The 15,418-nt window shown below is 63.6% G+C and carries 16 protein-coding genes, 2 tRNA genes and 1 pseudogene; 11 read left to right on the top strand and 8 right to left on the bottom strand.

Going from position 1 to position 15,418, the window contains the following annotated elements; genetic code table 11:
* Window positions 1–6: 6 nt before the first annotated feature.
* The 5 genes from ACI48D_RS05765 to ispB all read right to left on the bottom strand — a co-directional run bounded on the left by ACI48D_RS05765 (window position 7) and on the right by ispB (window position 2,794).
* Window positions 7–765, bottom strand: a complete 759-nt coding sequence (locus ACI48D_RS05765; RefSeq protein ID WP_435570262.1) for a class I SAM-dependent methyltransferase — start codon at window positions 763–765, stop codon at window positions 7–9.
* Window positions 752–1,249 (bottom strand): MarR family winged helix-turn-helix transcriptional regulator, encoded by a 498-nt coding sequence (locus ACI48D_RS05760; RefSeq protein WP_435570261.1) that lies wholly within the window; start codon window positions 1,247–1,249, stop codon window positions 752–754. The genes ACI48D_RS05765 and ACI48D_RS05760 overlap by 14 nt, the downstream gene beginning before the upstream one ends.
* Window positions 1,250–1,566: 317 nt before the next feature.
* Window positions 1,567–1,643 (bottom strand) — tRNA-Pro (locus ACI48D_RS05755).
* Between the two features lie 33 nt (window positions 1,644–1,676).
* A tRNA-Pro gene (locus ACI48D_RS05750) sits at window positions 1,677–1,753 on the bottom strand.
* A gap of 51 nt (window positions 1,754–1,804) precedes the next feature.
* Entirely contained in the window at window positions 1,805–2,794 is a 990-nt protein-coding gene (gene ispB / locus ACI48D_RS05745) for an octaprenyl diphosphate synthase (RefSeq protein WP_435570260.1), read from the bottom strand.
* Between the two features lie 198 nt (window positions 2,795–2,992).
* On the opposite strand from ispB, the gene rplU reads away from it, so the two are divergent.
* The 8 genes from rplU (at window position 2,993) to ACI48D_RS05705 (ending at window position 11,331) form a co-directional block, all read left to right on the top strand.
* A complete protein-coding gene (rplU, locus tag ACI48D_RS05740) occupies window positions 2,993–3,304 on the top strand; it encodes a 50S ribosomal protein L21 (protein WP_047824747.1) in 312 nt (103 codons plus the stop codon).
* 38 nt (window positions 3,305–3,342) lie between these two features.
* A complete protein-coding gene (gene rpmA / locus ACI48D_RS05735; protein ID WP_435570259.1) occupies window positions 3,343–3,615 on the top strand; it encodes a 50S ribosomal protein L27 in 273 nt (90 codons plus the stop codon).
* A 188-nt stretch (window positions 3,616–3,803) separates the two neighbouring features.
* Entirely contained in the window at window positions 3,804–4,916 is a 1,113-nt protein-coding gene (obgE, locus tag ACI48D_RS05730; RefSeq protein WP_435570258.1) for a GTPase ObgE, read from the top strand.
* A gap of 13 nt (window positions 4,917–4,929) precedes the next feature.
* On the top strand, window positions 4,930–5,352 hold the full coding sequence (locus tag ACI48D_RS05725) for a hypothetical protein (RefSeq protein WP_435570257.1): 423 nt from the start codon (window positions 4,930–4,932) through the stop codon (window positions 5,350–5,352).
* Window positions 5,349–6,485, top strand: a complete 1,137-nt coding sequence (gene proB, locus ACI48D_RS05720) for a glutamate 5-kinase (protein WP_435570256.1) — start codon at window positions 5,349–5,351, stop codon at window positions 6,483–6,485. Before ACI48D_RS05725 ends, proB begins: the two co-directional genes overlap by 4 nt.
* A gap of 28 nt (window positions 6,486–6,513) precedes the next feature.
* Window positions 6,514–7,335 (top strand): transposase, encoded by an 822-nt coding sequence (locus ACI48D_RS05715; protein ID WP_435570255.1) that lies wholly within the window; start codon window positions 6,514–6,516, stop codon window positions 7,333–7,335.
* A 233-nt stretch (window positions 7,336–7,568) separates the two neighbouring features.
* Entirely contained in the window at window positions 7,569–9,209 is a 1,641-nt protein-coding gene (locus tag ACI48D_RS05710) for a methyl-accepting chemotaxis protein (RefSeq protein WP_435570254.1), read from the top strand.
* Entirely contained in the window at window positions 9,193–11,331 is a 2,139-nt protein-coding gene (locus ACI48D_RS05705) for a putative bifunctional diguanylate cyclase/phosphodiesterase (protein WP_435570253.1), read from the top strand. The genes ACI48D_RS05710 and ACI48D_RS05705 overlap by 17 nt, the downstream gene beginning before the upstream one ends.
* Before the next feature lie 5 nt (window positions 11,332–11,336).
* Here the strand turns inward: ACI48D_RS05705 and ACI48D_RS05700 are convergent, their stop codons facing one another.
* From ACI48D_RS05700 to ACI48D_RS05690, 3 genes are read right to left on the bottom strand one after another with little or no spacing between them, the layout of a single operon-like run.
* Window positions 11,337–11,465, bottom strand: coding sequence for a hypothetical protein (locus ACI48D_RS05700; protein WP_435570252.1), 129 nt, complete (start codon window positions 11,463–11,465; stop codon window positions 11,337–11,339).
* Window position 11,466: 1 nt separating this feature from the next.
* Complete coding sequence (locus ACI48D_RS05695) at window positions 11,467–12,669, bottom strand: multidrug effflux MFS transporter (protein WP_435570251.1); 1,203 nt, start codon at window positions 12,667–12,669, stop codon at window positions 11,467–11,469.
* Window positions 12,666–13,085, bottom strand: coding sequence for a MarR family winged helix-turn-helix transcriptional regulator (locus ACI48D_RS05690; protein WP_435570250.1), 420 nt, complete (start codon window positions 13,083–13,085; stop codon window positions 12,666–12,668). Before ACI48D_RS05690 ends, ACI48D_RS05695 begins: the two co-directional genes overlap by 4 nt.
* 274 nt (window positions 13,086–13,359) lie before the next feature.
* On the opposite strand from ACI48D_RS05690, the gene ACI48D_RS05685 reads away from it, so the two are divergent.
* The 3 genes and pseudogenes from ACI48D_RS05685 to ACI48D_RS05675 form a co-directional block, all read left to right on the top strand.
* Entirely contained in the window at window positions 13,360–14,067 is a 708-nt protein-coding gene (locus tag ACI48D_RS05685; RefSeq protein WP_435570249.1) for a MotA/TolQ/ExbB proton channel family protein, read from the top strand.
* Window positions 14,057–14,485 carry an ExbD/TolR family protein gene (locus tag ACI48D_RS05680; protein ID WP_435570248.1) on the top strand — a complete coding sequence of 143 codons (429 nt, stop codon included), beginning with the start codon at window positions 14,057–14,059 and terminating at the stop codon, window positions 14,483–14,485. The genes ACI48D_RS05685 and ACI48D_RS05680 overlap by 11 nt, the downstream gene beginning before the upstream one ends.
* Window positions 14,486–15,418: pseudogene (locus tag ACI48D_RS05675) on the top strand (hypothetical protein); the annotation flags it as partial.

Raw genomic sequence — 15,418 nt, 5'->3', positions numbered from 1 at the left:
GCGGCCTCAAACCCGGCCGATCCGCATATTGATGGGCCAGCAAATGGTCCGACTGAGGTCCGGGTCGCCCCAGGCCTGCGCGATATCGTTCGCAAATCGTACCAGCAGCTCTTCCTTTCCCGCTTCCCTTGCGCTGCGTACCGCGGACCAGGTCGTGAGATAGCCCAGGAACTCGGACAGGTGCCAGTCGAGGCGGATCTCCAGCGCCGGCGGCGCCAGTTCTTCGAAGGGAAAATCGATGGTCGCGTAGCCGGTATCGACCAGCTTTCGTTCCGCCGGCCAGTACGGCCCGATCTCGTCCCAATAGAATGTCTGGAAGCGCGCATCGAGCGCCGGGTCGAGCTTCAGCACGCCGTAGCTGACCAGCGCGAGGATGGCGCCCGGCCTGGCGATCCGGCGGACTTCCCGGTAAAAGGCGGGCAGGTCGAACCAGTGCGCAGCCTGGGCCGCGGTGATCAGGCTGGCGCCGGCATCACGCAGCGGCAGCTGTTCGGCGGACGCGCAGCGGTAATCGATCCGCTCGTTCGGGGCCGCGTTCGCGATCTGGTCGGCGCTCGGATCGAGCCCGACCACCTTGCCGAAGTAAGGAGCAAGCAGCTGCGTCAGCTGGCCGTTGCCGCAGCCGACATCGACGGCAAGCGCGTCGTCCGGCGCCTGCGAGGCCAGGAAAGCCGCGAGCTGGCGCGGATACTCGGGCCGGAATCGGGCGTAGGCCTGGCCGCCCTGGTCGAACCAGTTGCGGGCCGGCTGGCTATTCGTCGACATGTGCATCTCCTTGCTTGGTATTTTGTGTTTTCGCGATGCTGACGCGGGCAGAGAATCCTTCGCGTTCCAGGGCTTCGGCCGCGGCCTCCAGCGCCCGCCGCAGCGGGTAGCCGATTTCTTCCTCGAGATTGCCGATGGCGGCGAAGGTCGCGGTCCAGTGCCGTTCGAGCTTGGCCACCAGGGTGCGCCCGGCCGCGGTGAGCCGGATGCCGCTCTTGCGCCCATCGTCGACGGCGTGACGCGAAACCAGACCGTCGCCCTCCAGCAGCGCGACGGTCTGGCTGATGGCGCCTTGCGTCAGGCGGGTCCGCTCGGTGATGTCGGTGACGGTCTGCGCGCCGGCCTTCAGTGCCCGCAATACCGGGGTGTAGCGCGCCCGGTAATCCAGGCGCATCGCACGGTAATGCTCCTCGGCGCCATGTTCGACCAGTTCGTTGACATAGCGAAGCAGTTCGCCGAGCCCGGGATGTTGTTTGGGATCCATGCGCCAGATAATACATTAGCACTAATGTAAATTCAACGGCGGGACATCTCCAGACTCGATCCCACCACGCCGAGTGCGCGCCGATCGGGATCTTTTACACGTCGAGGAGCAGCATTTTCACGCCGGCGATGCTGTCGAGGTAGCACCCGAGCAGCGCGCCAGCAGGCGATGAGCAGCACCGTGAAGGATGCGTAGAGGCCGGACGTGACGATCGAGGCAAGCATGGTAGGCTTGGTGTTGCTGAGACAGGGGCGCGGGAGGATAAATCCCGTAGAAATGACAAAGCCCCGAGGGCGGGGCTTTTCGATGGAATTCTGTGGTCGGGGTGAGAGGATTCGAACCTCCGGCCTCTACGTCCCGAACGTAGCGCTCTACCGGGCTAAGCTACACCCCGACTGGTATGGATACTGCTGAGGGAGAAAACTGATGGTCGGGGTGAGAGGATTCGAACCTCCGGCCTCTACGTCCCGAACGTAGCGCTCTACCGGGCTAAGCTACACCCCGACTGGTTTGAGACCCGTTGCCGAATCTCGGGAAGGCATTACTATAGTTGCCTCAATGGTTCCTGTCAACTGCGAAGCGGCACAGCTGCAGCAGGCTCTGCTTGAATTCGCTCTCCGGCAGGTCGGCGATCGCGTCGGCGGCGCGCTTGGCGGCGGCTTCGGCTGCGCGGCGCGTATAGTCGAGCGCGCCGCTGGTGGTGACGGCAGCCAGCACGGCGTCGAAATGGGTCTCGTCGCCCTGCTCGATGCAGCTGCGGATCAGTTCGCGCTGCTCGGCGCTGCCGTTTTCCATCACGTAGATCAGGGGCAGGGTAGGCTTGCCTTCGCGCAGGTCGTCGCCGACGTTCTTGCCGATCTCGGTGGCGTCGCCGGCGTAGTCGAGCACGTCGTCGATCAGCTGGAACGCGGTGCCCAGCGAGCGGCCGTACTCGCCGGCGGCGTCGATCTGGGCGTTATCCGCGCCGGCCACCAGGGCGCCGAGCTGGGCGGCAGCTTCGAACAGCTTGGCGGTCTTGGAGCGGATCACGTTCAGGTAGCTGTCCTGGGTCACGTCCGGGTCGTGCATGTTCAGCAGCTGCAGGACTTCACCCTCGGCGATTACGGTGGTGGCGCGCGACAGGATCTCCATCACGCGCATGTCGTCCAGGCTGGTCATCATCTCGAACGCGCGCGAGTACAGGTAGTCGCCGACCAGCACCGAGGCGGCGTTGCCGAACATCGCGTTGGCGGTCTGGCGGCCGCGGCGCATCGAGGATTCGTCGACCACGTCGTCGTGCAGCAGGGTCGCGGTGTGGATGAATTCCACCACCGCCGCCAGTTCGTGGTGGCCGGCGCCCTGGTAGCCGTAGGCGTTCGCCAGCAGCAGCACGAGCACCGGACGGATCCGCTTGCCGCCGGCACTGATGATGTATTCGGCGATCTGGTTCACCAGTGCGACGTCCGACTGCAGCCGCTGTCGGATCACCCCGTTCACGGCCTCCATGTCGGCTGCGATCGTGCGGGTGATGGGGTTTTGTTGGGCGGTTTGGGTGGCGGCGGACAAGGCGGACCTGCTTGACGTTGAGTGCGATGTGGATGTGTTAAGTGGCGCGATTATACGATAAGCAAGCAAATCTCGCGCTTTTTCACATGAGTTGCGCGGGTGGCGGGGCCAATGTATAATCCTCTGTTCCCCGAATCCCGAGCATGCCGTACGCCGGATTCGCAGGAATTTTCTTAACAATCAATGAGGTTTCAAATCATGTACGCGGTCATAAAAACCGGTGGCAAGCAGTATAAAGTTGTCGCTGGCGAAAAACTCAAAATCGAACAGATACCGGCAGACATTGGTTCCGAACTCACTATCGATCAGGTTCTCGCAGTAGGCGAGGGCGAGAGCATCAAGTTTGGTGCTCCGCTGGTGGAAGGTGCTTCGGTTCGCGTGACTGTTGTTTCGCAGGGTCGCCACGACAAAGTGCGTATCTTCAAGATGCGTCGTCGTAAGCACTACCAGAAGCGTCAGGGCCATCGCCAGAACTACACCGAAATCCAAGTGGTTGCGATCAACGGCTAATTGCCGCGCGTCCTCATCAGTCATCAAGGAGCATCTAAATGGCACACAAAAAAGGCGGCGGTACTACCCGCAACGGCCGTGATTCAGAAAGCAAGCGCCTCGGCGTGAAGGTCTACGGCGGCCAGACGATCAACGCAGGCGGCATCATCGTGCGTCAGCGCGGCACCACCGTGCGTCCGGGCACCAACGTCGGCATGGGCAAGGATCACACCCTGTTCGCGCTGGTCGACGGCAATGTCAAGTTCGTCAAGCAAGGCGTCGGTTCGAAGCAGTACGTGACCGTCGTTGCTGCTGAAGCAGTCGCTGCCTAATACGCGGCGCAGTGGAACCTTGCCTAGGCGAGGTTCCGCGAAGTGAGGCGCAAGCCTTGCAATCGATAGGCTCTGCCCACAGGTAGAGCCTTTTTAATTTCTGGCGTTGTCACCGTTAAGTGCGTATCCATGGGCCCATCTTGTGGCACATTTAACAGTGACATAGCCCTCAGTTTTGGTGGTTCATCATGAAGTTTATCGACGAAGCAAGAATCGAAGTCATCGGCGGTGACGGCGGCAACGGCTGCGCCTCGTTCCGGCGCGAGAAATTCCGTCCGTTCGGCGGTCCGGACGGTGGCGACGGCGGCCGCGGCGGCTCGATCTGGGCGATTGCCGACCGCAACGTCAACACGCTGGTCGACTTCCGTTTCTCCAAGGTGCACACGGCGCGCAACGGCGAACCGGGCCGCGGCTCCGACTGCTACGGCAAGGGCGCGGAGGATGTCTACCTGCGCATGCCGGTCGGCACCCTGATCATCGACGACAACAACGGCGAGATCCTGGCCGATATGACGGAACACGGCCAGATCGAACTGCTGGCCAAGGGCGGCGAGGGCGGCTGGGGCAACATCCACTTCAAGACCTCGACCAACCGCGCGCCGCGCCAGAAGACCGAAGGCAAGGAAGGCGAGCGCCGCGCGCTGCGTCTCGAGCTGAAGGTGCTGGCCGACGTCGGCCTGCTGGGCATGCCGAACGCCGGCAAGTCGACCTTCATCACGGCCGTGTCGAACGCGCGTCCGAAGATCGCCGACTACCCGTTCACGACCTTGCATCCGAACCTTGGCGTGGTGCGCGTCTCGCACGAGAAGAGCTTCGTGATCGCCGACATCCCCGGCCTGATCGAAGGCGCGGCGGAAGGCGCCGGCCTGGGCCACCAGTTCCTGCGCCACCTGAGCCGCACCGGCCTGCTGCTGCACATCGTCGACTTCGCGCCGGCGGACGGCAAGACCGACCCGGTCAAGGAGACCAAGGCCCTGGTCAAGGAACTCGAGAAGTTCGACGAGGAGCTGGTCAACAAACCGCGCTGGCTGGTGCTGAACAAGCTGGACGTCGTGCCGGAAGAGGAGCGCAAGAAGCTGGTCAAGGACTTCGTCAAGAAACTGGCCTGGAAGGGCCCGGTGTTCGAGATCTCGGCCCTGAACCGCGAAGGCTGCGAAGACCTGGTCCACGCCATCTACAAATATCTGGAAGAGAAGCGCCACCTCGAGCACCGTTCGGAAGAAAAGCAGATGACCGAGGAAGCGCGCGGCATCTCGTCCATCGATCCGGACGATCCGCGCTTCAAGATTCTCGAAGACTGATCCGGCACCAAAGTTGTTCCTGAGCCCATCGCGCCGCCTGAACCTGCGCAGCCAGCTGCTGCGGGTGACCGCCACGGCCAGTTCGCTGGCCGCGCTGTCGGCATTGCTCGATCCGGACCGGACCGCGGGCGCGATGGGCCTGTTTCTCGTCGGCGTGAACGGCTACAGCCAGTTCTACGCCATCTATGTCGGAGTGCGCCTCGCCACCGCGGGGCTGGCTCTGCTGGCGGCCAGGCGGGGCGACCAGCCCATCCTCGGCGACCTCGCAGCACTATTCATCCTGGCGCAGCCGCTCGGCCGCCTCGTCGCATCCTTCGCGATCGGCCTGCCCCAGGGCTTATTGTTCGCCGTTAGCGGAATCGAAGTGCTGGTCGGCCTGGCGCTGCTGCTGCTTCGCCCGCGCGGAATGCCTTTCTCGCCACTGCCCTCATCATGAGCTCCGCCATTTCCGCCACTTCCGTCATCCATCCCGCCGCCCGTATCATCGTCAAGGTCGGTTCCTCGCTCGTCACCAACGAAGGCCGCGGCCTCGACAACGCCGCGATCGCGCGCTGGGCCGCCCAGATCGCCTCGCTGCGCACCCTCGGCAAGGAAGTCGTACTGGTGTCCTCCGGCGCGATCGCCGAAGGCATGTTGCGCCTCGGTTTCACGTCGCGCCCGACCGACATCCACGAACTGCAGGCCTGCGCCGCCTGCGGCCAGATGGGCCTGGCCCAGATCTACGAAACCAGCTTCGCCACCCACGGCGTGAAGACCGCCCAGGTGCTGCTCACTCACGCCGACCTGGCCGACCGCGAGCGCTACCTGAACGCGCGCTCGACGCTCACCACGCTGCTCCGCCTGGGCGTGGTCCCGATCATCAACGAGAACGACACCGTGGTCACGGACGAGATCAAGTTCGGCGACAACGACACCCTCGGCGCGCTGGTCGCCAACCTGATCGAGGCCGACGCCCTGGTCATCCTGACCGACCAGAAGGGCCTGTACTCGGCCGACCCGCGCAAGGACCCGCAGGCGAAGCTGATCGCCGAAGCCCAGGCCGGCGACACCTCGCTCGAAGCGATGGCCGGCGGCGCCGGCAGCAGCATCGGCAGCGGCGGCATGCTGACCAAGGTGCTGGCCGCCAAGCGTGCCGCACGTTCGGGCGCGCATACCGTGATCGCCTGGGGCAGGGAAGACAATGTGCTGGTGCGCCTGGCCGGCGGCGAGCCGATCGGCACCCAGCTGCTGGCGCCGACCGCGCGCCTGACCGCGCGCCGCCAGTGGATGGTCGACCACCTGCACACGGCGGGCGAACTGGTGATGGACGCTGGCGCCGTGCAGAAGCTGGCGAAAGAAGGCAAGTCGCTGCTGCCGATCGGCGTAACGGCCGTGCGCGGCGACTTCGGGCGCGGCGCGCTGGTGACCTGCATGGCCGAAGACGGCACCGAGATCGCGCGCGGACTGACCAACTACACCGCTTCCGAAGTGAAGCGCATCATGCGCCATGCTTCAAGCGAGATCGAGACGATTCTCGGTTATGTCGAGGCGCCGGAACTGGTGCATCGGGATAATCTGGTGCTGCTGTAAAGTTCCTTGTTGTCCGTGCATGGCGTAGATGAAGAAGCGTTTTACAGACGAGCAGATTGTTGGAATCCTGCGCCAGGCCGAGGCCGCTGACGTGGTCATCCGGAATCTGTGCAGACAGCACGGCATTACCGAGCAGACCTTTTTCCGGTGGCGACGCAAATACGAGGGGGCGCCGCTGCCGCCACAGGAAATCGACACCGCTGCCGGGAATCCTCGAGTGGCGGAGGATTCCCCGCTCCGCCGTGTTCCGCTTGCCCAACGGCGGGCCCAGATTCTCGACACTGCGTACCAATTTTTTTCCGAGCACGGAATTCGTGGGGATACCCGTGCGCTCGCCAAGGCTTGCGGCATCTCTCAACGATTGCTGTACAGGGCTTTTCCCAACAAGGCGGCCTTGCTGGACGCTTTGTATGAGACGCACGTCATCGGACCCGTAAAGACCATGTGGCTGGACCAGCTGCGGGATCGGAGCAAACCGGTGGAAGAGCGGCTGGTCATCTTCTGTCTCGACTATTATGAGTCGGTTCTCACTTCGCGTTGGCTGAGGACGATCCTTTCAGCGTCGCTGGCGGGGACGAGCATGGCGTCGGATTACTTCAACGGGTTTGTCGCCCAGTTGGTCGATATCACGATGGAGGAGGTTGCGTACGAGCTCGGACTTGAAGTCCCGGCAAGCAAAGACCTCGCTTATGAAATCGGCTGGATGCTCTACGGCGCGATTTCCCATCACGCATTCAGGCACCATGTCTACGGGATCGATAAAGGCGTTCCTATCCAGACTTACATTGCACTTCAGGTACGCTGCTTCCTTTCTGGAATCAAGACAATCCTTCCGCCAACAACAGCTTGAGCTTTGCCGCCAGCCACGCGGCGAACAAGCAATCCGGAATTCCGTCTGCGTGCCAAGCCCGCAGGGGCAGCGTTCACATTGAGGACTAACATAATTGCCGTCGGTTGACGACAAGTTGCAATTGTGCGACTACTGATAAATAGTTGCATTACGGAACTAATCATTGCTTTTTGTCACATACATGAGTGCTTCAATCTGCAACCGACGTATTTCATCAATCCCTTCTCGATCTCATGTTCTTCTCTAACCTCAAGCTTGGGCATCGCCTTGCCGCTGGCTTCGCGCTCGTCACGGCATTCGTGATCGGTATTACGGTCCTTGGGGTGAGCCGTCTCGCTTCGGTCAATGACGGGACGAATCTGATCGTTCGTGACCGCTACCCGAAGGTGGTCCTCGCCAACCAGATCCTGAATCGCATCAGCGAGGTCGCGATCGACTCGAGAAATGCCTTGAATACGGACGATACTGCCGAAACCGCGGCGGAGTTGCACCGGATCGACATCATCCGGGCAGAGGTCAGCGCCGATCTGGAGAAGATCGGCCGGACTCTGGCCACCGGAAGCGGGCTCAAATTGTTCCAGGCGATCCAGGAGGCGCGGGCACGATATCGAAGCTCGCAGGAAGAATTCCAGAAGCTTCTTGCGGAGGGCCGGAAGCAGGAAGCCCGCATGGTCCTGGTCGCGAAATTGAACCCGGCGCAGGGCGAATACATGTCGCAGGTACGTGCACTCGTTGCTTATGGTGGTGAGCTCATGAAAACAAGTGCGGACCTGGCAGCCAGAGAGTATGAGGCGGCGCGAAATCTGATGATTGAACTCGCAACGGTTGCCGTCCTGTTGGCCGTGGCCGCAGCGTATCTGGTCACGCGCAGCATTACTCAGCCTTTGGCACATGCCGTCGAGGTGGCCAGAAAGGTCGCGTCGGGAGACCTCTCGAGCCATATCGTCGTGACATCGAAGGACGAAACAGGTGAACTGATGCACGCGCTCAAGGACATGAACGACAGCCTGGCTCACCTGGTGGGACAGGTCCGAGCCGGAACGGACACGATCGCCACGGCATCGAGCCAGATTTCGGCAGGCAATCAGGATCTTTCGGCACGCACCGAACAACAAGCGAGTTCCCTGGAAGAGACGGCATCTTCCATGGAGGAGCTGACCGCAACCGTGAAGCAGAATGGAGACAATGCACGGCAGGCAAACAACATGGCACGGTCCGCGTCCGAAGTGGCTGCCAGGGGCGGAGCACTGGCTGCCCAGGTTGGCCAGACGATGGACCTCATCAATGAGTCGTCGCACAGGATCGCCGACATCATCGGCGTTATTGACGGCATCGCGTTTCAGACCAACATCCTGGCCTTGAATGCCGCCGTCGAAGCTGCGCGTGCAGGGGAGCAGGGGCGCGGATTTGCCGTCGTGGCGTCGGAAGTCAGGAACTTGGCACAACGGTCCGCCGCCGCGGCAAAGGAAATCAAAGCCCTGATTGATGACTCGGTCTCGAAGGTCGACGACGGCACGGAACTCGTGCAACGGGCTGGCGACACGATGAGTGAAATCGTCGCGAGCGTGCGCCGTGTTACCGACCTCATGGCAGAGATCGCGGCTGCCAGCGCGGAGCAGTCTGCCGGCATCGAACAGGTGAGCCAGGCCGTGGGCCAGATGGACCAGGTGACACAACAGAATGCCGCGCTCGTCGAGCAAGCCGCCGCGGCATCCGGCGCGATGCACGATCAGGCGACGAGCCTGGCCAAACTCGTCAGCATTTTCAGGCTGGCACCAGGCCAGCCCAGGGCCGGCAAGGGGCGGGATAGGCAGGCAAGGGCAAAGAAGGAACCGGATAGTCTAGGATTTGATGCGCATGAAAAAGATGTCTAATGTGAAGCTCGTGGCACTCCATGCGGAGATCGAATCGCCGCAAGCTTGCCCCGATCTTCTTGCACTGACCCCCTCCGCCGAAGACCTCATTGCACATCTTCCCGTCGGACTCGTGGTCCTGGACGAAGCGCTGCGCGTTATCAGCGTCAATCATGTCTTCCGCAAGATTGTCGAGATGAAGGACGATCGCGGCGTCGCCGGCCTCGGCCTCGACACGATCCTTCCGCACGGGGAGTTGCGCGTACAGGCGGAGCGCATCCTCAGGGAAGGCTCGGCACGGCATGGCATCGGCATTGCCCTGGCCGATAAACGACTGCGGATTGCCCTGGCGGGCATCCGTTCCGCGGACGGCGATCGCTGCCTGTTGTTGCTGGTCGAGGAGGTGACGGAAGAGCAGCGCCTGCGCGACGAAGCGCGCGTGCATGCCTTGCGTTACCGCGACCAGGCCTCCTTGCTCGACAAGGCGACCGATGCGATCGTCGTGCGGGGCATCGATTTCAAGGTTCAATTCTGGAACAAGAGTGCTGAGCGGCTGTACGGGTGGACCTCGCAAGAGGTGATAGGGCGATCGGTGCTGGAACTCCTGTATGACGATCCGGCACTGATCGTGGAGCTCTCCGGGCGCCTGCTCGAGCAGGACGAATGGCGCGGTGAACTCCTGCATCGGCGCAAGGACGGCAGTACGTTCGCAGTGGAGAGTCATTGGACGCTGGTGCGCGATGAGGAGCAGCATCAACCGCAATCGGTGTTCGTCATTAACACGGACATTACGCAACGCAAGGCAACCGAAGAAAAAATCCAGCACCTCGGCCTGTACGACATGCTGACCGGCCTGCCGAACCGGACCCTGTTCACGGATCGCCTGCAACTGGCGCTTGCCAGGGCAAAGCGCCATGGACGGGTGTTGGCGCTGCTGTTCATGGACCTCAACCGCTTCAAGGAGATCAACGATACACGTGGCCATGGGGTGGGCGACCAGGTGCTGGTAAAAGTCGCCAAACGCTTCAAGGCTGCATTGCGTGGCGAGGAAATGCTGGCGCGCCTGGCCGGCGATGAATTCGTGGTGGTCAGCGAAACCGACGACAGGGTCACCGGAAGCGTCATTGCCGAGCGCCTGCAGCAGGCATTGGCCGAACCGGTCGTCACCAGCGCGGGCAGCTTTTCCGTCGGCGTCAGTATCGGCATCTCCTTTTACCCTGAAGATGGCGTTACCGGCGACGAACTGCTCAAGTGCGCCGACATTGCCATGTATCGCGTCAAGGCAACGGGAGGCGGCTACGTTTGCTATCAGCCCGAAATGAGCACCGGCTTGGCGGAGCGGTTGGAACTTGCCAGGAATCTGCAATGCGCCTTGACCGACGGAAAACTGGAGCTTTATTACCAGCCGAAGGTCGATCTCCATACAGGACAGCTGACCGGCGCCGAAGCCTTGTTGCGCTGGAATGATCCGGAACGCGGCTGGATCAGTCCGGCGCAGTTCATCCCGATCGCCGAGGCACGCGGCATGATCGGGGTACTTGGCAAATGGGTTTTGCGGGAGGCGTGCCGCCAGATGAGGGCATGGCAGGATGCGGGCATGGTCTTCCCCGGCCGCCTGGCGGTCAATCTCGCTCCCCGCCAATTCGACGAAATCGACATCGCAGAGAGCATTCAGGACATCGTACGCGCAGCGGGCCTGACGCCGGCCTGTTTCGAACTGGAGCTGACCGAGAGCACTTTGATGAATAACGTGGAGCGGGCGATCGAGATCATGGCGACGCTGAAAACGGCAGGATTTGCGCTGTCGATCGACGATTTCGGCACGGGGTATTCATCGCTCTCCTATCTCAAGCGCCTGCCGGTAGACAAGCTGAAGATTGACATCTCCTTCGTGCGCGACATGCTCAAGGATCACCACGGCGACGCGATCGTTACCACGATCATCGGCATGGCGCGCAATCTCGACTTGCAGGTGATTGCGGAAGGGGTCGAAGTGGCTGCCCAGGCGGAAGCCTTGCGGGCACTCGATTGCGATGAAGCCCAAGGCTATCATTTCGGCCGCCCGGAACATCCTGACGCTTTTGCGCAAAAATGGCTGAAGACTAGCGCTGCCCCGGCAGGGCCGGCGACCTCAAGGGCATAAGCCGCTCAAGCAGCGCTAGAGGCCGCCGGCCAGGGTGCGGGAAGACCGGATTGCACGACCTGCGCCGGCGCGCAGTTCGCCTTGCGGACGAACTGGAACAGATCCTTGGGATCGGCCGGCTCCGAATCGCTCATTTCAGCCTTGCTCTTTCGTAAGCGCGACCCAAAACGACACTTGCCCCACCCCCGCCGCCCCCACCAGTACGCACGCCACCGCGAGCGCCGGATTCCGCCCCACCGCTGCCAGCGACGTGCACAAGGCCCCGATCGCCATCTGCGTGGATCCATACAGGCCGGACGCCGACCCCACCAGTTGCCGGTTCACTCCCACCGCCTTGCTCAGCGCGGCCGGACTCGACATTCCAGCGCCCACCGTGTATGCGAACAGCAAGCCCATCGTGCCGACCAGCGTCAGCCCGCCCACCATGACGGTCAGCAGGAAGGCGACGGCGCTGACGAGGCTGAGGATATTGCTGCCCAACAGCAGGCGCGATGCCGGCAGCCGGCCGGCGAGTCGGCCCGTTAACGCATTCCCCAGGGACATGCCGACGATGAGCAGCGCGAGATAGAAGCCGACTTCGTGCAGCGGGCGATGCAACTGCGTCGTCAGTATGAATGGCGCGGCCGCGATGAAGCCGTAGACCGAGGTCGTCGAGCAGCCGCCGCCGAGCGTGAAGCCGACGAAAACCGGCGACCTGAGCAGCCAGCGATAATCGTTCAGCAGCACTTTCGGACTCATCACGCCTGACGGCGTCCCCGTCTCCGGCAGCAGGCGCCACGCGCAGGCCAGCGTCAGCGCGCCCAGCAAGGCCAGGACGACGAAGATGGCGCGCCAGCCGAACAGCGTCGCCACGGCGCCACCGACCAGGGGCGCTAGGCCAGGACCTATCATCATCATCAGGTTCATCTGCGCGAGCTGGCGCATGGCCTGGTCCGAGCGCGCCGAATCGCGAATGATGGCCCGTCCCAGCGCCAGCCCGGCGCAACCGCCCAGCGCTTGCAGCAACCGTGCCGCGATCAGCGAATGTACGCCAGTTGCACACAGCGCGAACAGGCCGGCCGCTGTGTACAGTCCGAGGCCGGCCATCAACATGGGACGGCGGCCGTAGGCATCGGACATCGGACCGTAGAACAATTGACCGACTGCCAGCCCGATGATGTACAGGCTGATCGTCATCTGCATCGTGGCCATGCCGGCACCCAGTTCGTGGGCGGCATAGGGTAGGGCCGGCACGAACATGTGCATGGCCAGCGTGCTGCTCATGGTGACCACCACGAGCAACCATATCGGCGGCGCCAGGCGCTGGACGACGGCGGAAGAGGGGGGCAATGTCGTCATTCGGCCGGCTCCAGGTCGGCGGCGAGCTGCGCCGAAATCCGCTGCAGCGTGCGGAATGCCGTGGCCAAGTCGCGCTCCGGCACGGCGCCCAGATATTTGGCGCGCACGCGGTCCACCACGGCTTCCACTTGGCGCACGGCGGCATGGCCGGCTTCGGTCAGCAGCAAGGTCTTCGCGCGCCGGTCCTGGCCTTCTGCGCGGTCGATGTAGCCGGCCGCCTGCAACGCGTCGAGCAGGCGAACGACCGACGAGCTGTCGAGCTGCAGCGCGCGCGCCAGATCCTTCTGGCGCGGCGGCTCGGACGAGCGCGACAGGTGCAGTAGCGGCAGCCAGGTGGCTTCTGTCAGGCCCAGCGGCTGCAGCTCGCGGTCGATTGCCCGCCGCCACTGGCGCGCGGACTGGGCGACCAGTGGCATGAAGTTTTTCAGGATGGATTCGGTGAGCGCCAAGACGGTTCCTAGTTTGATGACATGCCAATTAATGACATGCAATTATATGGCGAAAGCGGTATCCGCGCTTGCCGGAAGGCCATTCTTACCACTCGCTTGAAATGGCAGCTCGAACGCCTGAAATGCCACTTGATTGCATATTAATTGCTATGTTGTAGAAATTAAAACTGCTTTCGCTTGGATTTCATGTGTTACATTATCTGGAAATAAAGAACAGCTGACACTCGCCGAAAGGATTGCCATGAACCGACGCGCTGCGCTGGCGCTTGCCCTGTGCTGTTTCCTGCTGCCGCCGGCCGGCGCCGAGGAATTGAATCTTGCTTCCCAGCTGCTCGAAGGCGGCACCGGCGTCCTGGTGATCGGCGCCCTGTCCGTGCTGGCGCTGGCGGTGACGTTCGAGCGGCTGGCGAACTTCCGCGCGCAGAAGGTGGCGCCGCAGGCGCTGGCCGACGAGGCGCTCGGCCTGTGGCGGGCCGGCGACTACGAGGCGCTGGCGGCACGCGCCGTCGAGGACCGCAGCAGCCTGGCGCGCGTGCTGGAATTCATGGCCGGACATCCGCGCCTGCCGCTTGAAGCCCTGTCGGCGCGGGCCGCCGAGATCGCGTCGACGGAGCTGCGCCTGCAGCAGCAGAAGGCCTACGCCTTGAACGTGGTCGCCACCATCGCGCCCATCGTCGGCCTGCTGGGCACCGTGGTCGGCATGATCGAGGCCTTCCACGTGATCGCCTTCAACGGCATGGGCGATCCGACCCTGCTGGCGGGCGGCATCTCGAAGGCGCTGGTCAACACGGCGGCCGGGCTGTCGGTGGCGCTGCCGTCGCTGGCGCTGCACCACTTCTTCCGTCACCGCATGATCAATATCGGCATCCTGCTCGAGCGCCAGCTGGGACGGCTGCTGGACGAGGTGCGCGCGCGGGAGCACACGTGGGAGCAACATCGTGCGCATTGATCTCGGCGACGACGACCAGCCCGAGATCGGCCTGATCGCACTGATCGACTGTATCTTCTTCCTGCTGATGTTCTTCATGGTCGCGACCTCGTTCAAGCAGAAGGAGCAGCAGCACAAGGACAAGCCGCTGCCGATCCAGCTGCCGCGTTCCAGCGCCACGCTGGTGCGCACACAGGCGGCGCCGGACCCGCTGGTGATCCGCGTCGACCGTGCCGGCCGTGTCTCGATCGGCGCCGAAGAAGGCTTGGGTATCGAAGCCCTGCACGAACGCCTGCGCGACGAAGCCCAACGCCAACCGGGCCGGCCGGTGCGCATCGAGGGCGACGGCCGGGTGCCCTACCAGAGCATCGTCCGCGTGCTCGACCTGTGCCAGTTCGAGGGCCTGACGAATATTGCGATGCTGACGCGGCGGGAATGAATGGTCTCCTTCGCCGAACCCCGGTTCGAACGGCCGGCATGGACGGAGCCGGCACGCCGCTATCCCTGGCTGGCGGCCTCGGTCGCCGCGCACATGCTGCTGGCGGCGGTGCTCTACACGGCCGGTCCGGTGCGTGTCGAGATCAAACGCGACGACAGGTTGCGCACGCAGGTCAATGAATCCCTGCAGCAGACCGGGCGCCGCGAGATGCAGCGCCAGCTGCGCGCCATGGAAGAGATCAAGGACGCGCTCGAGCAGAGCGCGGGCGGCGCGCCCAAGGGGCAGGGCGGCAAGGACGGGGCCAAAGCGGCAGCGCGCGACCCGGAAGAAAAGGCGCGCCAGCTGGCGGCTGCGATCGAGGCGGTGCAGCAGAAGATCCGCGCCACCGAGATGACGCGCCTGCTGCGCATTCCCGAGCCGGAAGCGCTGAAGCGGGTGCAAGCCGAGGAGGCGCGCCGTCCCAAGCCGCCGCCGCCCAAGGGCCAGCCGCCGGAAGCGATGGGGGCGCGCCTGGCGGCCCAGGCCAAGGCCGCGCTGGCCCAGCGCCGCGCGCAGTTGCTGGCGCAGCAGCAGGGCGTCAAGCTGAACCCGGGCGGCGGCAAGTCCGGCGATGGCCCGCTTGGCGATGCAAGATCGAGCGGCACGAACGGCGGCGGCCTCAGCGGCGGCGCGGGTGCCGACTCGGCCGCGCTCGGCGGCCGGCTGGACGCGCTCACCAGCGGCCTGGGGATGGGCAATCCCCTGGCGCTGCGCGGCAGCTCGCTGGACATGTCGAGCGAAGGCTTCAGCGACCGGCGCCGCTACGGCGCCTTCGTGGCGCCGCCGCCGGTCGACGCGAATGCGGTGCGGGCGGGCGCCGGGCGCAAGCTGGGGCCGGGCGGGCCATTCGCCAACCGGATCTTCCTCGACACCTGGTACGTGATCGGCCCTTTC

The sequence above is a fragment of the Massilia sp. LXY-6 genome, from assembly GCF_051233485.1.
Classification (GTDB): Bacteria; Pseudomonadota; Gammaproteobacteria; order Burkholderiales; family Burkholderiaceae_D; genus Telluria.
The sequence above is the reverse complement of the archived record's forward strand: the minus strand, read 5'-3'. Positions and strand labels throughout refer to the sequence as shown.